The organism is Legionella sp. JM-2024 (genome assembly GCF_055389095.1).
The window spans coordinates 3015927-3035098 of the sequence record NZ_AP039388.1; the positions used below are offsets into that span (position 1 = coordinate 3015927).

The window sequence follows — 19172 nt, forward strand, 5'->3', positions numbered from 1 at the left end:
ACCCTGATCAAAGCATAAACTTCGCAATAAAGGAATATAAAAGGAATACAAAATGACGGTTGTCCAATCAACACGGCAGTTAGACCTGCGTGAAAAATTACTTACCTATGGAGTACAAAACCTTTCAGATGCTGAATTGCTAGCAGTTTTTATCAGCTCTGGAAGCGGTAAAAAATCTTGTCTCCACTTAGCTTACGAGCTCATGAATCAACTGGGAAATTTGCGAAACATCCTTAATTCTGACATACAGAATTTTAAATCAATCAAAGGATTGGGGACAGTGCGTTATTTGCAATTACAAGCCGTCAAGGAAATATGTCGTCGGAGTGATTTTATTCAGCTGCAAAAAGAAATCCAGTTATCTAATAGCAAACAAACCTATGCCTTTTTAAAAAAAAGATTAAGAGATTACAAAAATGAAACTTTTGCTGCTCTCTTTCTGGATAACCAACACCGTATTATTGCCTATGAAGAATTATTTTCTGGAACCATAAATACTGCAACAGTACATCCAAGGCCTATTGTGGAACGCGTACTTCAATTAAATGCAGCAGCCTTAATTCTAGCGCATAATCATCCATCAGGCGTATCAGACGCCAGTCATCAAGATCTAGCCCTTACTGAACGCATCCGGGATGCGCTGGAATTAGTAGATGCTAGATTACTTGATCATATTGTAATCGGTGATAATGAGGTGTATTCCATTATTGCTGAGAACAAATGGGTATGTAATTAACCCAATCATGCGACCTTGCCTGAATTAATTTAATGGATTAAAAAATGATGCAACCATTCATCCCTGATTTTATTAAAAATCGTTCGCTCCAATTCATTCTTATCGCGGGATTAATTTTTGATATCGTAACAGCAGAAACAATAAAGCATGTGATTGTTCTCTTTGGGCTACCTTATTTAAGTTCTGTTGCTCTTTATTATCTAATGAACCGCAAAAAAACGACCATTAAAGCACGAATTAGCGAGCAATACAGACCTCAATCACGACGAAAAAATTAACGCAACATCCCTTAATACTCACTTAATTCTTGATTGATATAATAACGCCAGGTTTAATTTTTGATCATATTGATTATGTTAACTTATCAAGGCAAAGAAATAGTTCGCTTTAAAGAAAAAAGCGGTGGTAAAAATAAAAGTGATGTTGATGGATTTTATAAAAGCACTGATGGACAAAAATATTTTATAAAAAAACCAGGGGATCAACGCGAATTATTTACTGAACTATTCGCAGGCTTGCTCTTAAGAGAGTTTATGAAGCGAGGATTGATTGATGAAAGTTATTTCCCATCATTAATTTGCGCCGATGTTATTCAATTTGAAGACAAGTCCTATGGTCTGATACAACCTTTGGTTTCTTTTGATGAGTTACATAAAGTCATTGGAACCAGCTATCGTGGTGACCGCAATGGAATGAAAGAAACCTTTTTTGGTCCAAGTTACTACGTTGGCATCACGAAACAGAACAAATATTTTGGGCTTTCTATGGCTCTTATGTTTTCTTTGCTACTAGGAGCCCATAGTGTCCACAGCGGCAATATCGTCGTACTTACAGGCGAAGAAAAAGAAAAAAGCAAGCAATTTGGCCGAATAGACTGGGGAGATGCCTTCCGTTATTTTGCGCATCCTAATAATAATGACAATCTCCTTTACGCTTATGAAAACCGTGGATGGTTTAATTATAAATCACTGACTAAAGATTATTTCCTGAACTATAAAAATATCAATGGACTATTTCCCTCTATGGCTGAAAAAGCCCAGCAATTGCAATCCAGAGTAAACCCTAAATTACTGGTTGAAATAGTGACTAGTGCACTGAAAAACATCCCACCCGATCTGATAGAAGAAGAGACCAAAATACAACTTGCCAAATATATGTGTATGGATTCAATGAAAAGCACTACCTTTGGTCCAAAAGGCGATTGTGAAGAATTTGCCATCGCAATGGCAACATTATTAGCAAACCGCTTAGGAAAAATTTCTGCTCTAAAAGACATGTCACCCTTAATAAACCCGGAGAATATGTATAAGAGTATTATCGAATTAAAACCATTAACACTGACTGTTAATTCTTCAATATCTTTTAATGACACCATCAATCAATGGTCACTTATTCTAAAAACCTCAGACATTGAACATTCCCCTTTTGAAAGCGATCCATTGGATTTGTCTGAATTAGCGAAACAGTTTAATCGTTACGTTGATGACTTGGCCACCACATGTGAAGTGAACAACATCTGGGCAAAAGAAGGATTAATAAGCAAGCATAATCTTTTTGCTCCCTATGATAGTAGTGGCGGTGAAGCAATCCATGGGCATGCTTTTGTTCCTTACTACAAAGAAAGTGTTGTATTACGCCGCTTATTTTCAGTTGACCCTAATACTTTAAATTTATCTCGTTTTGCTGCTTTTGAAGGACCATGTCAACTCTATAGCAAGGAATACAAAGACTCTGCCTGGGTTAAAGCTCAAACTTTGTTGACTTTAGGTAACGGAATTATTAACTCCCTTAAAGTAATAAAAAAAGCCCGGGAATTTGGGATAGACGAGGCTGTGAGTGAGAATTTAAAAGCACTTAAAGAACAATTAGTTGCTTTTCAACTCGCAGAACTTGATTTAAAAGAATTATTAAAAAAACCTTCCATTGTGGAAGTCTTACCTAATAAAGAAAGCTCTTTTTTCTATCCTATTGATGAAAAAGCATTAACTCAAATGAGTGGATATCAGCTCGCTACGATTTGTTTGGAAGAATTAAATGAATCCAAACCATCTCCTTTAATTGAACGAATCCTCAGTAATAAAAAGCTTTGGAAACGTATCAATTCTGCTTTTGAAAGCGGGGTATTTAAAGGTCGTATGGATTATCCAATTGAAAAGATAGCTAAAATCCAGGAATGGCATCAGTTATTGCAAATTTCCGCAATAAGAACAGGTGAACACATTGATGGGCTGAAAAAAACGATAATCCATTTTGAAGAGCTACTCAAAAAACAAAATATAGAACTTGTGGAATTACGTTCCCTTTTTAAAGAAACAACAGAAAAATATCAAAAACTACAAAAAAGCTCCAAACAAATGGAGCATCAAAAGTCTCTTGACGACTCTACTATTGAATCTCTGTCTTTAGAGCTCAACAGAGTTAAATTACAACTGAAAGAGCAAGAACTTTTAAAATCCCAACTACAATCCCTGAAAGAAAAAATTCAAGAGCAAACATCTATCACAAAGCAATTCGAGATAGAACTACAAAAACAGAAAGAGAATAACTCTCTGCAAGAAAAAACAATTCATAAGATTACGCAGGAAAAATCTCTGGCACAATCTACTATAAAATCTCTGCAAAGAGATTTACAAGAATTAACCGAGAAATCGAGTGAGAAGCAACTGGAATTAACCAAAAAAGCAGAATCTCTTAGCAAAGAACTTGAGGAAAAGAAATTACAAATACGACGACTGGATGAGCAATTGCTAGAAAAAGAAGAAAGAAATCAAATTCTGCAAAAAACGGTGGAGCAAAGTAAGCATGAGAAATCTTCTACTCACACTACCATTGAATCTCTGAGTTCAGAGCTAAACAAACTTAAGTTACAATTACAAGAACAGGAATCTTTAAAATCTCAATTACAATCGCTTAAAGAAAAAATACAAGAACAAGCATCTCTCGCAGAGCATCTAAATGAAGAATTACAAAAACAAAAGAAAAGTAATTCACTCCATGAAGAAACAATTCAAAAAATTACCAAAGAAAAATCTTTAGTTGAATCTTCTAATGAGTCACTTCGCAGAGACTTACGCGAGTTAACTCAAAAAACACAGGAAAATCAACTCCAATTAACTAAACAAGTAAACTCTCTTGGCGATCAACTCAAAGAAAAACAAATCCAAATTCATGAGTTAGAAAAACAACTACATGAAAAAGGCAAGCGAGTTGAACAAAGTGAGATTGAGAAATCTTCTGCCAAGCGCGAAATAATCTCTCTTACGGAACAAGTAAGTAACTTAAAATTGCAATTACAACAACTTAGAGAAGTAATTCAAGAGAAAGAAAAAGGTTCTTCTTTGATAAGCGAGCAGTCTAAGCAAATTCTCACTCTACAAGAGCTCGTTCAAGACCAAAAAAAGCAAATATTGGAATTAAAAGAAAATATCCAGAATCTTCTATCTGAAAATCGCGAGATTGGAAAGCAAAAACTCACTTTAAATGAGGAAAATTCTCATAATCGAAATCTCGTTGAGGATCTTAAAAAGAAATTAAATCAATTAAATGAGCAATTAGAGCAACTGCAACAAGCGTTGAATGAAAAGGAACAAACCATCAGGAAGTTGGCAGAAGAACTCGCCAAGGTCTCTTCAGCGAAAAAACAGGAAAAGCCAACAGAACCTAAATTACCTCAACGTATGGAAGAGGATGTGTCAACTCAATCAGCTCAAAGAAAACTGAAAGAGGAAATTGAGCTTTTACAAGAAGAAATTAAACAGCAAAAATTAAATATTAAAAAGTTACAGTCTACCATCTCTCAAAGCGAAGATGCTGAAAAACGATATGAACAGGCTATGCAACAGAAAAAAGGGATATACTTTGCCAGAATGGAAAGAATGTCTCCTATTTTTCTGCAAATACAACAGATTGAACAAAAAGCCAAAGAACTGGAAGAAAGAAAAGAAGAAGATGCGTTTAAAGCAGCAAAGAAACTGGCGTTCAATCTTCGCTCTGAGATAAAGAGTTATCTCGACAATAGTGAATCCGATGAAACAATTGCTTTAAATTCGTTTAAAACAAATGCCAAAAAGCATATCAATCAATCCAAAAAGGTTTTAAATCAACATCGCGAGGAATGGAAATACATACTGGCGAATGTGACTTTAGGAATACTTTTGGCTGGAGTTGGTTACCTTGCCGCAATCTTAATCAACAAAAAAACAACTGGTAATTACACCTTCTTTAGTAAAACCGACAGCGGAAGTAAATTGGAACAATTGGAAGAAAGAATTTCCTCCGCTAGCTCGGCAAACTTGGTTTATGGATAATATTTTTTTAAACGTAGGTTGGCACTGAACCAACCTACTCTAAAAGAGAATACAGCAAGCGACCTTGAACGGTTATCTATTATGAATTAAATTAAATTGTGCCAGGGAAAGATAATTACTCCCATTTTTATCAGGCTTACTTTCAATTAAATAAAGTTCATCTATAGGTACAGGTGGAATAGAAGGCAATGTCATTTGTGGCAATTGTTGAAGTTTTGAACTGTAATTGACTACCCGACCTACAGTCAAGTGCCCTCGGAAAGGACGTGATTCCACAGGGTAATTTAGCTCACCTATCACCTGTCCAATCGCCATCGACAAATCCCTTAATAGGCATTGTGGACCTACGGATAAAGAAATAAGCCTTGGACGCTTAGGTGTAGGAAACCACTCTAAAGTACCCAAATCAAGCTGAAATTCCTCCATACTTTTAAGCTTATTTCTTACGCCCTCAATCAAGGACGAAATATGATCTGCTTCCAGCTTCTGTAAAAATTGAAGGGTAATGTGCAAATGCTCCGGCTTTGTCCATCTTATGAAACATGCAGAAGTTGATTTTCTCACTGGCTCTAAAATATCCCAGATATTTTTCTGAACTGATCCGGGAAGTGAGATGGCGAAAAAAGCACGTATTGCGTTCATAGGATCAACTGACTATTGGCCTTCGGTTGATTTTTACAGAGTGTATCTTAACGAAATAACTCAGCACCAACCGATGCTTCCATTGAATTTTTTTAGCCTTAATCATCCGGTCCTCTGTTGTTTCTCAACAATTTGTTGCCTATCAACAACACCTACTACCTTGTGCATCATGTTTGCTAACAATTCAGTTATGTCATCTATAGTAATGATGCCAATGAGCATATGATCACTGTCTACAACAGGTAATCGACGAACTCCTTTTTCTTTCATTAGTTCTAAAGAATCAATGAGGCTATCATCTTCTCTGGCTACTAACACCGATCGTGTCACTATATCTTGAACTGCCAATTCATCGGGGTCGACTCCTGGAGCCATGACTTCAACAACCAGATCCCTATCCGTTACTATACCAACTGGGACTCGATTTCCTTCGAGCTCTTCAATTAATACGATATCTCCTACATGATGTGTACGCATAAGCTCAGCGGCTTGTTTTACAGACTCATCACCATTCATTACGACTACATCCCTGTTACAGAATTCACCAATTCGCATAATGCCTCCAAGCACGCAATTGAATAACGGTCCCTTAGTTATCATTACTTTTGTAAACCTGCCCTGCCTGTTTAAGTATAACCTACCCTACTATAATTGTAAGACATAAGATGAAATCAGAGCCAATACAATGCATGCCATGATCATGGAAAAGCCAAATTGCAAATTAAAATATCTGGAAGTAGATAAACCTATCCCGAATGAAAATGAACTTTTAATTAAAGTATCCGCTTGCGGCATTTGCAGAACCGATTTGCATGTTATAGATGGAGAACTAAAAAATCCAAAGGTCCCTCTTATTCCTGGACATCAAATTGTAGGGACTGTTGAACAACTTGGGGCAGCTGTAAAATATTTTGTAATTGGGCAACGAGTTGGAGTTCCCTGGTTAGGTAAGAGTTGTGGCGTCTGTAATTTTTGTGTTTCAGGACGAGAGAATTTATGTGATCAAGCCCATTTTACGGGATATCAGATTGATGGTGGATTTGCTGATTTCTGTGTTGCAGATTACCGTTTTTGCTTTCCAATTCCACAGGAATATCCAGATCATCAAGCAGCACCATTATTCTGCGCTGGTTTAATTGGCTATCGTGCTTTGTTAAAAGCCGATACTGCAACCTATTTAGGCCTTTATGGATTTGGAGCAGCAGCACATATACTGATCCAGGTAGCTTGCCAACAAGGACGAAAAGTGTATGCGTTCACAAATCCGGGTGACCAGGAATCCCAAAATTTTGCTTACCAATTAGGTGCTGTCTGGGCAGGGGATTCAACACAATCACCGCCACATCTTCTGGATGCCGCTATCATTTTTGCACCGGTTGGTGCCCTAGTACCTATTGCACTTCGCAATACAGTGAAGGGGGGCACCGTTGTTTGTGCTGGTATACATATGTCGGATATTCCCAGTTTCCCTTATGAAATTCTTTGGGGTGAGCGCACCATTTGCTCTGTTGCTAACTTAACTCGAAAAGATGGGGAAGAATTTCTGTCTTTAGCTCCCAAAATCCCGGTCAAAACAGAAGTCCACACCTATCCTCTTAGTGAAGTTAATCAAGCACTGGATGACTTAAGAAATGGCCGATATAGGGGTGCTGGTGTTATTGTTATGAAGTAAAACTATACTTATTAAAAGCTCCATCAACTCCCAATTGAGGAGTACTTGATTGATTAGACCTCTTGCATAACCTGTGTATTTTGCTTTAGTGCAAGACGTAAAGGTTTCGAGAAGCAGAGTTTACATAGAGTAAATGAGCACCGCAAAAACCTTTACAACACAGCAATAAAATAAAAGAGGCAGGCTATGCAAGATGTCTATTAAAGGAATCTAATAAATCATGAACACTCTAGCAACAAATACCGAACATTCTGTCAACATTCCAAGTGGTAATTATTTTCTTAATGGATTGTTGTACGTTCCTGAGAAGGCACAAGGATTAGTCTTGTTTGTGCATGGCAGCGGGAGCAGTCGATTTAGTGTCCGCAATCAATTTGTTGCTCGATCTTTAAATCAAGCCAATCTGGCAACCTTGTTATTTGATTTATTAACGCCAGAAGAGGATGTGATTGACAATTATACTCGTGAATACCGCTTTAATATCTCCTTGCTTGCATCACGCCTCATAGATGCTACTCAATGGTGTAACACTGAACTGAAGTCATTCCATTTAAAAATCGGTTATTTTGGTGCAAGCACAGGAGGAGGAGCAGCTCTTGTTGCGGCTGCTCAAGCCCCAGACACAGTAAAAGCCATTGTATCCCGTGGAGGTCGACCTGATTTGGCTGAAACTTATTTACCTTCTGTTCTTGCACCTACCCTGCTCATTGTCGGTGGTTATGATGCCGTAGTGATTGAATTAAATGAACAAGCCCTGGCAAAATTGAAATGTACTAAACGATTAGAAATAATCCCTGGCGCAACTCATTTATTCGAAGAACCAGGAACTCTGGATGAAGTAGCGCGTCTTGCTAAAGATTGGTTTAAACATCATTTGACCTCCACGATTTAGAGCAAAAATAACAAAATCAGATTACTATGAAATAATTTTGATATTATTGAAAATAATATGATCAGGTACTATATTTACATTGATAAGTTCAGGGATATCAAATTGGAAAATGTCCAACAGATAATTTGATACAGCAATATTAGGAATAAGGAGGTGACATCATGAGCAGTCTAAAAAAACATCGACCAAGTACATCCGATCTTCTGATGAGTCCTTTTTTAAGGCTTCAACAAGAAGTAAATCACGCTATGAGCGATTTTTACAATTTATTTGAACCTCAAAAAAGTGCCAATCTTGCCCAATTTGAGCATATAAATCTCACTCCGTCTTTAGATATAGTTGAAGACAAGGATAATTTCAAAATAGAAGCAGAAATGCCCGGGATGGGAGAAGAAGACATTAAAGTGTCTTTTTGTGAGAATAGGTTAACCATTGAGGGTGAAAAATCAACTTCTAAAAAAGATGAAAATAAAAATTACATCAGCCGGGAAATTAGTTATGGTCGTTATGAACGTACTATTTCCTTACCCTTGTCAGCTGATGTGAGTAAAGCCTCAGCATCATTTAAAAAAGGCATGTTATGGATAACCATCCCGAAAAAAGCGGAGAGCAGGGGAAATGTGAAAACGATCAAAATAGAAAAGGTAAAATAATCGATTAATTATTAGAGTCTGACTCCAAACCCATGGAGTCAGACTCTCGACATTATTTTTTAGTTCTATTTTCCCATATTGTAATTAACAACATAAGAGCCATGCCTATAAGAGCACCTATGGTTGAACCAATGCCAGGTGACTTTAAACTTCCTATAATAGCACCTAAAATAATTCCAATAGCTAGTTCAAAGCTGATCCATAAGGATCCGATTAATACTTCCTTTATGTTGTCATTAGTGAGTATTTTAGGAAAATCAGGTTTTCTATAAATATGAAAGGTAGTAACTAACCCAGTGATGGCACCCCCCACAGCAGCTCCTATCACACCACCTATAATAGCCCCCATAGCCGTATTCAGATCTACAAATCCTATGTTAAAACCAAATAAATGAGTAGGGCATTCGCTGCATATTTTAAACTCATAACCGATAATCCCACCAGAAAAAAGGCCGACAGCACATCCACTTACCCCACCCACAAGTGCGCCAATAACTACTGCAATGTAGTTATTAGGATTATATATAATCTTTTTTATTCTTTTAATGATACTCATTGTTAAATGATGTTCTCTTAGTTATTTATCGAAATAGCATATCTCATTTTTCTTTCATGCCACAAGCGGCATCAAATTCAAAATCAAAAAGAATTTAAAAATCATTTCAAAAACCTGATAATTCACCATAATCTATGGATTATGTTTATTGTTTTATAAGATATCGAACCAAACTCAAGAAATTGAGACCATTGATCCTAAATCCTTTTGTGGTACTGTAATCTGAATAATCCAGTTACTCTTCCAATTAAAATGAAACTTCCATTTCAAATAATCGATTTAACTCACCCGCTTTCCCCTGACTCACCTTCCTGGGATCTTGAATGCGGATTTGTTCACAGTAATACTCTTGATTATGAAGAGTGTACCAGCAAAGTAAAATTCAGAGCTCAACAAATAAGCTCGCCATTAGGAATAGGAACGCATATGGATGCTCCAGCCCATTGTATTAGTGGAGCAGCCTGTATTACTGAGCTTGACCTATTAGACAATCATCTATTCACCCAAAGTGTAGTAATCAATGTCAGCCATCAATTAGATGAACGCTATAAAATATCTGAACAGGATATTCTTGATTTTGAAGAAACGTATGGGAAATTACAGAACAATCAGTTCGTGATCTTCTATACTGGTTGGGAGAAATATTGGTCTAATCCTTCCAAATATCACAATAATTTGATTTTTCCAAGTCTTAATGCCCATGCAGCCAAATTATTACTTGAAAGAAACATCGCCGGCATCGGGATCGACACACTTTCTCCTGATACAGCAGAATCAGGTTATCCCGTTCATCAATTGTTATTACAGGCCGGTAAATACATTATTGAAAATGTTGCTAATGCCAACCTCTTGCCACCAACTGGTGCGTGGACTCTTGCCTTACCATGGAAAATAATCAACGCTACTGAAGCCCCGGTTCAACTAATTGGACTCATAGTATAATTCCTATCTCATTGAATATTAGACCTCTTTCCAAACTCGCTGAGGAGAGCGAAGTGCGAGGAGATGCGGAGTGGAGAACCGGAGTGAACACGCCAGTACATGAGGATTCGAGCCCCGCATCGACGAAACAATACGCCTCCTCAGTAGGGTTTGGAAAGAGGTCTATTAAAAATTACTATAGCATATCTGTTCCATATTAACTCACACGAATATTTAAAAATTGCCAGGGATCAGATAAGTCCACTTCCTCGGGATATAGTTCCCCTCTATTTTTTAATGGAGTCCAATCCGTGTAATAACCAGCCACTTTTCCAAGATAAGGTGAAGCAATATTAATGATGTACTGATGATCAATCTCCTCAGGCTCTATGATCCCTTTGTCAGGATGCTCAATTGCCCAAATTATTGCTGAAATCATACTGGAAACCACTTGTAAACTTGTGGCATTGTTATATGGAACAATTTGCCTGGCTTCGTGAATAGAAAGAGTTGATCCGTACCAATACGCTCCTTTTTTATTTCCCATCAACAACACACCCAATTCATCACTACCATCAATAATTTCATTTAAAACCAGGCGATTTTTTCCCTGATGTTTCCATTCATTGCTTTTTAATTCAAAAATTGAGAGTCTCGCATCAGGACATGGATTATAAGCATAGTGAACTGTTGGTCGATAAACCAATTCAGAATCATTTTTTAAAGTTAAAAAGTTTGTTACTGAAATAGTTTCAGCATGAGTAATTAAAAAACCATGAAAAGCGCCTAAGGTTGGAGTCCATGAACGAACCATCACACCGGCACTAGGGCGAGACAAATAGATTGCACATTGAGATCCATTGCTATGGGAATAGGCATCGTGGGGCCAATGGACTTCATGAGTACCCCACCCGATTTCAGCAGGTTGTAATCCTTCCAGAATAAGACCATTAGCTGACCAGGTATTAACAAATTCACCTGGTGATTTAGGTGGATAGGTGACTTGAGAGTCTTGCTCTGCAACATGAATCACTTTAATTCCCAAAATCATAGCAAGATTAGCCCAATCCGAGGCCTTTTGCGGTTTGTTCATTGTGAGCCCATTATCATTTGCAATGTTCAATAAGGCCTGTTTAATAAAGTGAGAAACCAGGCCAGGATTAGCTCCATGAGTAATTACTGCAGTTTTTTTGGTTTTACCTTTTAATTGAAGCACTTCTTCTCGCAAGGAATAATTGGTTCGACAATTTAGTGATATATTCTCAAGCACAAAATCTTCCTTCCAAGGCTCCGTGGCAGCATTGATATACAATGCCCCTTTTTGATTACACAATACAATCAAATCGGTACTTGATATGCCAATTGAGACATCTATTAAAAAATCATTCTCTTCCAGAGTACTGCCAATCACTTCAACATAATTTTTCAGGGTAATATGTTGTAATTTGAATTGCACTCCATATGTTTGTGCAATCTCAATTCTTGAATCATCTTCGGAAATGATCGTGACTTGTGATGGTTGTATATCAAATTTCTCAAAAATTAAAGGTAATAACGCCTGACCAATACAACCAAAGCCTAATAAAACAAAATGATTTTTATACAAGATTTTTTTTGTATTCTGATTTTTATTCATGATAAATCCTTAACTTCTGACCGAATTTAATCCATATTTCAAGTACCCGACAAATAATATTTAAAAAGGATCGCACGCAAAAGACCACCAAAAATTTTCATTGGTATATTAATATTGTAGTTGCCATGCCGAATTAACACAGAATATTAAGTGAAAAAACAATATATAAAAGTTCTTTATTATAATTTCACCTAATCAAGCTACAGTATTTCTCATAAGTATAGTAAGAGTCTTGAACAATTTTTTAATTTGAAAATGAGAATACTGAGCATAACTGTATGCTGCCTCCAACCCGAATTTCCAAAAATATGTCAAGATTACAATCTTTTTTCTATTTATGCTCATTGATGAATCCATTAAAATTGGAATTAGAATTCTATAGGACAGACCAATGCTCCATATTGCACTTTACCAACCAGAAATTCCCCCTAATACTGGAAACATCATTCGATTATGTGCCAATAGTGGAGCACAGTTGCACTTGATCCACCCTTTAGGTTTTACCTTGGAAAACAAACAAATGCGCCGTGCAGGGCTTGATTATCATCAATGGGCATCTATATTACACTATGAGAATTGGCAAAAGTTTCTGCAAGCCCATTCGCAACGACGTCTATTTTGCTGCAGTGCAAAAGGGCAAGCTATTTATAGTAAGATCGATTACAAGGCGGATGATATGCTATTATTTGGCCCAGAGTCCTGTGGTTTGCCTCAAGAAATCCTCAATCAATACTCTACCATCTATATTCCCATGAGAGAAAATAACCGTAGCCTCAATTTATCAAATTCCGTAGCAATCATCTTGTATGAAGCATGGAGACAAATAGACTTTATTATGTAAGTATTTTTGATTTTTTTGCCAAAATGACAGACAGACCATGAGAGAAGGTTATACCTTATGGGATAGTAAAAAATAGGTTGAACGAAAATCATCCTAACAAGACACTTACGAAAAACTCCAATCAGACAAACTAAATGACCAAATTAAAAAACCTTGTTACACGAAAAGATTGGAGTTTTTCGTAAGTACGTCTAAATTAAACTAATATGCGCCGTAGTAACGTCTATAGACATCTCCCATAAACTATTTCATCATGTAACTCTTGAAATGACACCGAGATAGCAGATGCAAGATTTCATAACGATTTTAGCTATTGCTATTGCTGCTGCAATAGCCTCTCCCATTGGAGGTCTAATTGCGGCTTGCCACAAACCAAACACTTTCGTTATGTCATTAGCACTTGGTTTTGCCAGTGGTGTTCTCCTGGCTACTTCCGGTTTCGAAATGCTGCCACAAGCGTTGGAGCTAAGCTCACTCTCAATTACCATTGGAGGATTTTCTGTAGGTTTTATAGCGGTTTATCTATTTGATCTGTTGTTGCATCATGGACAACTTGCCGGAGAAGAGTCAGAACAATATCCAAAGGTTCGACAGTTTTATCGACGGCATAAAATCCGACAAAGTGAAGTGCCAGTCCTGGCAGGAGGCACCAGTGCCGAAGAGCTCATCGAAGGGGTAAGTATTGGCGTCGGAGCTGCCATCAATCCCAATTTGGGGATTCTAATTGCCTTAGCTATTGTGGTCGATAACTTCAGTGAAGGCTTGAGTGTTGGAGAACTTATTCGTCATGAGCAAAACTCTCTAGGACACGGAACCATACAGAGGATTCTTGGATGGACGAGTCTGATTGGAGGAGCCCTGTTAATATCAGCAATGGGTGGATGGTACTTTCTCCGAGGATTATCCCCATCAATCCTTGGATTTTTGATTGGTACAGCGGGAGGGGGATTATTCTATTTAACAATTACAAAATTAGTACCTGAAGCAGAGGAGCGTCACTACCAACAATCCTCTGCGTTCGCTATCGCGATTGGCTTCCTTTTCATTTTCGTACTTACGAAATTTTTTTAATAATGAGTAAAATAGAACTGTTTATGATTCTTTATTCTTTAGAAAAGCTGTCAATTAGAAGTAGGTAAAAATAGTTTTTAAAGAATTTTCTTGTTTCGCTCGATATAATTGGAAAGGATCAATCACCTTAGTCCCCAAGGCTTTCTCAAAGGCAGCTTTATTTGAACTGGCAGTAATTTTAGGGGCCAGGTCTCCGAGATTGGAAGTAAAAATCCCGGCAGCACTCACAGGCAAGAAATCCTCATAAACAATAGGATAGTAGGCGATATGACCATTTCTAATCAAATTATCCAATTGATTATCCGAATAGTCCTTTAAATGATTAGATTTGTTTTCCTTTAAACGATATTCTAAAAAGATTAGTTTCTGACGCCGCATTTCCTCTACTGTTTTTGGGAAATCTTTAAAGGTTTGTTCCAGTATTGAGTAGTATTCTTTTCCATTACTACCATCGAGGCGCGGTAAAATCTTTGAGTGCACCTCGGATAGTAGTTTCTCATATAATTGGTGCCCTTTTGGAGTCAATGCCGCCCCACGCTGTTCTATTTCACCAAAACGTGCCCTGTGAGTCCCCTTTTCCAATTGTCCACTTTCCGTTGGAAATAATATGGGTTCCTCCAATGCTTTAAAGGAAGTCTGTCTTAGCAAAATCGGCCAATCCATTTCAGGAGGACCTTCTATAATCGCTTTTGGGTTTAGACCCATACTGGTCATTTCATTTTGCACCGTTGTTATATCCAAAGTCCTTGGAGTTAAATGATTGATATGAGGACCTTTAAAACTGACAACATCAGCCACTAATGGATGAATTTTTTTCAAAAGATCATAGTTTTTATGGGAAATGATCGCTTCTTTATGCCAGCGAAAGGTATCAATAGCTTCGCTCACAAATTCATGGCCTTGTTCGAAAGTTAATCCTCCCTGTTGTTTGTTAATTACTAGGAGTTCCCTTACTCTTTTGGTAAAAATATCCCTCGATGACAATATCACTTCAGCCATTTCCCGGATTTTTTTATCTGCTATAAGTTCTGTTCTCAACAAAGAAGTAAAAATACGAAAAGGATTTCTTTTTAAATCATTATCATCAGTCGGGCGAAAACCAGTCGAATGCACAGGCATCCCTGCTATAGACAAGTCATAATAACCGACAGGATACATTCCCATTACTGCAAATAATTGACGCATGGTATTTAACTCTTCAGCTTTTCCCAAGCGAATTGCACCATGACGTTCTTCACTAATACGGTTCAGATCATTTGCTTCCTTTAGTTGGGCTAACAAAGCAGGTTTTGATTCAAGTGTTTGCCGATTCACTTTCTCAACAAGCTCCAGTAAAGTGCTATATTGAGGTACTTCCTTTTGATACATTTCAGACATGGCTCTGGAAAAAAGGGTACGAATTGTATTCTTATCAATGAAGATCATAGTCTTCTCCAACCCAGCGTAGACTCCATTATTTATGAAATTATAGTAGAATATTGTTCGATTTATTTACATATACAGTGTCTACTGGCAGATAATAGCAAAGCACCATGTATTACTATTATTCAGAATGAACCTAATCAATAAGAAATTACGGTTATGAATTATTTTATTTTTTTATTAAAATCAATAGAATCAACTTCTTTCTCAATGGCATCCGCTTTACGTACTGATTTAGTTTTTGCAAAAAATAATACATCACTTAGTCCCACTTCTTCATTTTTTCTCAATGCATTAATAACATTTATTCCAGCTCTAACACCTATTGCTAACAGTCCAAAAATGGTTAAACTGATGAGAATATTTGCAACAATTGGTTTCCATATCTCTCGGTGTTCTTTCATTTGCTCATCTTGGCTATGCAATAACCTCTTAAACTCTGACTGAAAAAGGGTGACTTCATTATTGTCAGGTTTTCTTTGTGACACAGTCTCATTAAAACAATCCACTTTCTCTTTCAACTTGTCTGCTAACTTAATAACACTCTCACCTTTCTTTTTATCTTTCTTTGATAAAGTATCCCCATAATCTCGCATTATCTTTATTTTAAAATATAAACTGACCAACATGGGGTTAACTTCAATTTTATGAACGTCTTCAGACTCTTTTTGAATGTTTTCTGGTACAGTGACATCCCGTTCAACCAAAGGAGCCGATGGTTTAAACTCTGAATTCTTATTTTTTAAATCTAAAAATTCGTTCACCCTAAATACAGTCGCAAGATATTCTTTTATCTCAGGATCTTTTACAACACGGTCTATCAACTGGCCTAAATCTACAAAAATTTGACCATTAGAAAATACTGCCACATCATCGTCAAGGCTGTCTTTTATTGCACTAGCACTCAATGCTGGAGAATCTCTCCAGCCACCAACAGCAGACATTTGAGCGCCCTTCTTCAATGCAAACGAGAAGGAGTTATCAAGTGCTTCTCTCAATTTTGAAGAATCCCCTTCAGGGCATTCAACAGTAAGTGTTTTACCATAGGCCCCTGATTCGGAACTTATTTTGATACCTATGGCCTTATGATGAAATACAAATCCATCTAAAAACATTCCAACATTATCTACTTTCAAATGTTCTGGTTCAGCTTTATGGCCGTAACTTCCAAGTATTTCCATTTTTCCAGGAATTTTAGCGAGCAAACAGGCAAAATTAAAAGCTCCTATATAAAAATAATGACATTTACCCCCACCTAAAGCATGCTCATACATAGGAATTTCTGATACTGTAGGAGTAAATAAACTGACTTGCAGTAAAGGCCATCCCGTTTCATAATTACGTGTTATAAGAGGAATTCTCTCAAATCTTTTTTTATCTTTATTGTATTCATTCAGATAAGAATTTTGCTCTTCTTCAAAAAACACTGTTATGGACATAATTTTTCCTTTATGTATTTTTTTAAATTATAAACTATCTGAGTGTTTCTGCTTTAAAGTTATGAAGGATTATAAGATAGAGAAATACCAGCATCCTCAATAGATTTCTCATAAATCAAAACTAACACCGCACCTTCATGAACATCCAGGATAATTTCTGGTGATAGTGTCCGATTAAAACAGGAATTTTTTCCAGGAAAAGAAAGATGAGATTGATTTAACTCCCATTTCAAGCCACCTGAAGAGAGAACAACTTCTGGCATTCCTATTAATGAAATTTTGGTTTGGGCAGGCAATAAGAAATTGACCATGGATTTTTCTTTTACAACAACCCCCCTGATTGGAGGTGAGTATAAGAGGCAGTTTGTTTCCATAAAAATATTAATATTATTCAAAATATGATCCAAATAACCACCATTTATCCCTACAACGATTGCAGGCAGTAAATCATGAGCTTTTAAATAATGCATTGCCTTTTGATAATCCGTACTGGATTGATCGGGCAAGTGAAGAAATGAATGATTTTCAAGAATTGCAGGTCGGACAGAATCCAAATCACCTGTAATTAAATCCGGGAAGACACCAAGATCATACAACGCATTAGCTGCACCATCAGCTGCAATGACTGGTAAACTCCAATTATGAAAAAATGAAGGATCTGGCAATTCTCCATTTAGACATAAAATAGATCGATAACCTTTAAAATTAATGACATCGAGCATCATAATGTCTTTTTAATAAAATAAGCAGAATACTAACTATCAGACCTACTACATTGGAACTTATTACGAAAAATGAGTTTGTACTGCTTCCATAAATTATCCAGGCTATGGAACAAATCAGATAATTAATCAGCATCATCATAGAAAGATCTTGGGTTGATCGGGTTTTTAGGGATTTAACAATTTGCGGTAACAGCCCAATAAAAGAAGTAGTAAAAGCAACTATTCCCGAAAACATAACAATTGACACATTTTCCTCCGCTCAGACTAATGAGATCAGGTTCAAAGGGTTGGAGTATCCTCTCAGCCGGAAAATATATGGCACCCCTAATGTAGGGTTCTTATTTTATCATGAAATGAACAGTCCGCAAACGAAGGACTACAAAATAACTTTTTATGACTCAGATAGTATTCAAAATTACAAGGATTTTACTATCTTTTTTTATTAATTTATGTTTAATTAACAATCCTTAAGTACAAAAAAAGAGGTGATTCTCACTATTAATAACTCTTAAATTGGTATTTCAACAATAACTCATACACTGCAGGAGGCATTATCTATGACTATAAAACTTATCCGTATTGGAGAAATAGATACCAATGATTATGAGGAAGATTTAAACATGTTTGGGTATGAGAATCTGGAGAAATCCCTCAAAGAAGATGCTATTTCTGTATGGAAATTTTTTTGTAATGAAGAATTAGGGCGTGTCCTCAATTTAAAGCCATTAATTAAACAGTTTTGGCATGTGGGAAGCCAAATTTGTTCAGTCTTAAAACAACCGCTCACTTCAGCTTGACACAGATCTTGCGATCTGATCTTATACTCCCTTTTGGGGGTAGAAATGGTAAGACAGGTTCTCACAGACGAGATATGGTCACAGCTTCAAAAAACGATGCTCTTTTTTGGTTGTCATAGATGGAATAACGATAGAAATATTATGGAGGCCATTTTATGGAAATTACGTACAGGGGCGCCTTGGCGTGATATCCCTGAAAAACTATGCCCATGGAAAACAGCCTACAACCGATTCAACCGCTGGGCAGAAAAAGGCTTGTGGGAGAATTTTTTTTTGATTTACGAGGCGAAATTGATACGGAATGGGTATTCAGCGATGGAAGTTATGTCCGCGCTCACCAACATGCGAGTGGAGCTAGGCATGGAGAAGAGCGTGCCATTGGAATGTCCCGAGGAGGAGCTACTACAAAGATTCATATGTGCGCCGATGCGCATGGAAATCCGATCGATTTTGAAATCACTGGGGGTCAAGTCCACGATTCCCAAGTTGCAGGAGCGATAATTGAGAAAGTTGGAGAGGCAACTCACTTCATAGCAGATAAAGGTTATGATTCCGAAACCATTCGAGAGCAAGCGCGGTTAGCAGGAATGAACCCTGTTATTCCGCGAAAATCAAACAGTAAAAAACCTAATCCAGAATTTGATTCATACCTTTATAAACTGAGGCATTTAGTAGAAAACCTTTTTGCCAGACTGAAGCATTTTAGAAGTATTGCTATGCGTTTTGAAAAATTAGCTCGCAACTTTAAATCAATGCTGTTTTTGGCTTGTTCGCTAATTTGGGTCAAGCTGAATTGAGGAGTTGTTTTAAGACCGAACAAATTTGGTTTCCCACGTGCCAAAACTGTTCAATTAATGGCTTT

At 37.0% G+C, this 19172-nt stretch carries 19 protein-coding genes and 1 riboswitch; of the genes, 11 read left to right on the plus strand and 8 right to left on the minus strand.

Annotation, left to right across the window (positions count from 1 at the left end):
• The first annotated feature begins 52 nt into the window (after positions 1-52).
• Genes radC through ACZ5EK_RS13160 form a run of 3 tightly spaced genes read left to right on the plus strand, consistent with a single transcriptional unit; the run spans position 53 to position 5043 of the window.
• Positions 53-736, plus strand: a complete 684-nt coding sequence (radC, locus tag ACZ5EK_RS13150) for a RadC family protein (protein WP_464430122.1) — start codon at positions 53-55, stop codon at positions 734-736.
• 44 nt (positions 737-780) lie between these two features.
• Positions 781-1014: a hypothetical protein gene (locus tag ACZ5EK_RS13155; RefSeq protein ID WP_464430123.1), complete on the plus strand. Its 234-nt coding sequence runs from the start codon at positions 781-783 to the stop codon at positions 1012-1014.
• 60 nt (positions 1015-1074) lie between these two features.
• The gene (locus ACZ5EK_RS13160) at positions 1075-5043 is read left to right on the plus strand and encodes a LepB GTPase-activating domain-containing protein (protein WP_464430124.1); all 3969 of its coding nucleotides are present in this window, start codon (positions 1075-1077) and stop codon (positions 5041-5043) included.
• A gap of 72 nt (positions 5044-5115) precedes the next feature.
• Here ACZ5EK_RS13160 and thpR read toward each other — a convergent pair whose 3' ends face one another.
• Entirely contained in the window at positions 5116-5685 is a 570-nt protein-coding gene (gene thpR / locus ACZ5EK_RS13165) for an RNA 2',3'-cyclic phosphodiesterase (RefSeq protein WP_464430125.1), read from the minus strand.
• 102 nt (positions 5686-5787) lie between these two features.
• Positions 5788-6240: a CBS domain-containing protein gene (locus ACZ5EK_RS13170; protein WP_464430126.1), complete on the minus strand. Its 453-nt coding sequence runs from the start codon at positions 6238-6240 to the stop codon at positions 5788-5790.
• A gap of 130 nt (positions 6241-6370) precedes the next feature.
• Between ACZ5EK_RS13170 and ACZ5EK_RS13175 the strand changes: the two genes are divergently transcribed.
• The 3 genes from ACZ5EK_RS13175 (at position 6371) to ACZ5EK_RS13185 (ending at position 8902) form a co-directional block, all read left to right on the plus strand.
• Positions 6371-7357, plus strand: a complete 987-nt coding sequence (locus ACZ5EK_RS13175) for a zinc-dependent alcohol dehydrogenase family protein (protein ID WP_464430127.1) — start codon at positions 6371-6373, stop codon at positions 7355-7357.
• Positions 7358-7577: 220 nt separating this feature from the next.
• Positions 7578-8249: a dienelactone hydrolase family protein gene (locus ACZ5EK_RS13180; protein WP_464430128.1), complete on the plus strand. Its 672-nt coding sequence runs from the start codon at positions 7578-7580 to the stop codon at positions 8247-8249.
• A gap of 161 nt (positions 8250-8410) precedes the next feature.
• Positions 8411-8902, plus strand: a complete 492-nt coding sequence (locus ACZ5EK_RS13185) for an Hsp20/alpha crystallin family protein (RefSeq protein ID WP_464430129.1) — start codon at positions 8411-8413, stop codon at positions 8900-8902.
• Positions 8903-8954: 52 nt separating this feature from the next.
• Here ACZ5EK_RS13185 and ACZ5EK_RS13190 read toward each other — a convergent pair whose 3' ends face one another.
• Positions 8955-9458 carry a hypothetical protein gene (locus tag ACZ5EK_RS13190; RefSeq protein ID WP_464430130.1) on the minus strand — a complete coding sequence of 168 codons (504 nt, stop codon included), beginning with the start codon at positions 9456-9458 and terminating at the stop codon, positions 8955-8957.
• A gap of 252 nt (positions 9459-9710) precedes the next feature.
• Between ACZ5EK_RS13190 and ACZ5EK_RS13195 the strand changes: the two genes are divergently transcribed.
• Entirely contained in the window at positions 9711-10400 is a 690-nt protein-coding gene (locus ACZ5EK_RS13195) for a cyclase family protein (RefSeq protein WP_464430131.1), read from the plus strand.
• 196 nt (positions 10401-10596) lie between these two features.
• Here ACZ5EK_RS13195 and ACZ5EK_RS13200 read toward each other — a convergent pair whose 3' ends face one another.
• Positions 10597-12015: a homospermidine synthase gene (locus ACZ5EK_RS13200; RefSeq protein WP_464430132.1), complete on the minus strand. Its 1419-nt coding sequence runs from the start codon at positions 12013-12015 to the stop codon at positions 10597-10599.
• A gap of 391 nt (positions 12016-12406) precedes the next feature.
• Here ACZ5EK_RS13200 and ACZ5EK_RS13205 point away from each other — a divergent pair, with 391 nt between their 5' ends.
• Together ACZ5EK_RS13205 and ACZ5EK_RS13210 are read left to right on the plus strand one after the other, a co-directional pair.
• Positions 12407-12856, plus strand: coding sequence for a tRNA (cytidine(34)-2'-O)-methyltransferase (locus ACZ5EK_RS13205; RefSeq protein WP_464430133.1), 450 nt, complete (start codon positions 12407-12409; stop codon positions 12854-12856).
• A 285-nt stretch (positions 12857-13141) separates the two neighbouring features.
• A complete protein-coding gene (locus tag ACZ5EK_RS13210) occupies positions 13142-13927 on the plus strand; it encodes a ZIP family metal transporter (RefSeq protein ID WP_464430135.1) in 786 nt (261 codons plus the stop codon).
• Positions 13928-13981: 54 nt separating this feature from the next.
• On the opposite strand, the gene hglS is transcribed toward ACZ5EK_RS13210, so the two are convergent.
• The 4 genes from hglS to ACZ5EK_RS13230 form a co-directional block, all read right to left on the minus strand.
• Positions 13982-15352 carry a 2-oxoadipate dioxygenase/decarboxylase HglS gene (gene hglS, locus ACZ5EK_RS13215; protein ID WP_464430136.1) on the minus strand — a complete coding sequence of 457 codons (1371 nt, stop codon included), beginning with the start codon at positions 15350-15352 and terminating at the stop codon, positions 13982-13984.
• Between the two features lie 161 nt (positions 15353-15513).
• A complete protein-coding gene (locus ACZ5EK_RS13220; RefSeq protein WP_464430137.1) occupies positions 15514-16788 on the minus strand; it encodes a hypothetical protein in 1275 nt (424 codons plus the stop codon).
• Between the two features lie 59 nt (positions 16789-16847).
• The gene (locus ACZ5EK_RS13225; protein ID WP_464432504.1) at positions 16848-17510 is read right to left on the minus strand and encodes a thiamine diphosphokinase; all 663 of its coding nucleotides are present in this window, start codon (positions 17508-17510) and stop codon (positions 16848-16850) included.
• Positions 17494-17760, minus strand: coding sequence for a SemiSWEET family sugar transporter (locus ACZ5EK_RS13230; RefSeq protein WP_464430138.1), 267 nt, complete (start codon positions 17758-17760; stop codon positions 17494-17496). Before ACZ5EK_RS13230 ends, ACZ5EK_RS13225 begins: the two co-directional genes overlap by 17 nt.
• A riboswitch (TPP riboswitch) is annotated at positions 17747-17849 on the minus strand. It overlaps the preceding gene by 14 nt.
• Positions 17850-18070: 221 nt before the next feature.
• Between ACZ5EK_RS13230 and ACZ5EK_RS13235 the strand changes: the two genes are divergently transcribed.
• Together ACZ5EK_RS13235 and ACZ5EK_RS13240 are read left to right on the plus strand one after the other, a co-directional pair.
• Entirely contained in the window at positions 18071-18310 is a 240-nt protein-coding gene (locus ACZ5EK_RS13235; RefSeq protein WP_464430139.1) for a hypothetical protein, read from the plus strand.
• Between the two features lie 45 nt (positions 18311-18355).
• Positions 18356-19107, plus strand: a protein-coding gene (locus ACZ5EK_RS13240; RefSeq protein WP_464430140.1) for an IS5 family transposase whose coding sequence is annotated in 2 segments (ribosomal slippage) — positions 18356-18554 and positions 18554-19107 — 753 coding nt in all. Because the reading frame shifts where the segments join, the coding sequence is not laid out codon by codon here.
• Positions 19108-19172 lie beyond the last annotated feature (65 nt).

Excerpts from the sequence above, each read along its gene's own strand:
- ACZ5EK_RS13170 (WP_464430126.1), bottom strand. The coding sequence starts at position 6,240 with ATGCGAATTGGTGAATTCTGTAACAGGGATGTAGTCGTAATGAATGGT.
- hglS (WP_464430136.1), bottom strand. The coding sequence starts at position 15,352 with ATGATCTTCATTGATAAGAATACAATTCGTACCCTTTTTTCCAGAGCC.
- ACZ5EK_RS13200 (WP_464430132.1), bottom strand. The coding sequence starts at position 12,015 with ATGAATAAAAATCAGAATACAAAAAAAATCTTGTATAAAAATCATTTT.
- ACZ5EK_RS13220 (WP_464430137.1), bottom strand. The coding sequence starts at position 16,788 with ATGTCCATAACAGTGTTTTTTGAAGAAGAGCAAAATTCTTATCTGAAT.
- ACZ5EK_RS13185 (WP_464430129.1), top strand. The coding sequence starts at position 8,411 with ATGAGCAGTCTAAAAAAACATCGACCAAGTACATCCGATCTTCTGATG.
- ACZ5EK_RS13205 (WP_464430133.1), top strand. The coding sequence starts at position 12,407 with ATGCTCCATATTGCACTTTACCAACCAGAAATTCCCCCTAATACTGGA.
- ACZ5EK_RS13195 (WP_464430131.1), top strand. The coding sequence starts at position 9,711 with ATGAAACTTCCATTTCAAATAATCGATTTAACTCACCCGCTTTCCCCT.
- thpR (WP_464430125.1), bottom strand. The coding sequence starts at position 5,685 with ATGAACGCAATACGTGCTTTTTTCGCCATCTCACTTCCCGGATCAGTT.
- ACZ5EK_RS13175 (WP_464430127.1), top strand. The coding sequence starts at position 6,371 with ATGCATGCCATGATCATGGAAAAGCCAAATTGCAAATTAAAATATCTG.
- radC (WP_464430122.1), top strand. The coding sequence starts at position 53 with ATGACGGTTGTCCAATCAACACGGCAGTTAGACCTGCGTGAAAAATTA.
- ACZ5EK_RS13225 (WP_464432504.1), bottom strand. The coding sequence starts at position 17,510 with ATGCTCGATGTCATTAATTTTAAAGGTTATCGATCTATTTTATGTCTA.
- ACZ5EK_RS13210 (WP_464430135.1), top strand. The coding sequence starts at position 13,142 with ATGCAAGATTTCATAACGATTTTAGCTATTGCTATTGCTGCTGCAATA.
- ACZ5EK_RS13235 (WP_464430139.1), top strand. The coding sequence starts at position 18,071 with ATGACTATAAAACTTATCCGTATTGGAGAAATAGATACCAATGATTAT.
- ACZ5EK_RS13155 (WP_464430123.1), top strand. The coding sequence starts at position 781 with ATGATGCAACCATTCATCCCTGATTTTATTAAAAATCGTTCGCTCCAA.
- ACZ5EK_RS13180 (WP_464430128.1), top strand. The coding sequence starts at position 7,578 with ATGAACACTCTAGCAACAAATACCGAACATTCTGTCAACATTCCAAGT.
- ACZ5EK_RS13190 (WP_464430130.1), bottom strand. The coding sequence starts at position 9,458 with ATGAGTATCATTAAAAGAATAAAAAAGATTATATATAATCCTAATAAC.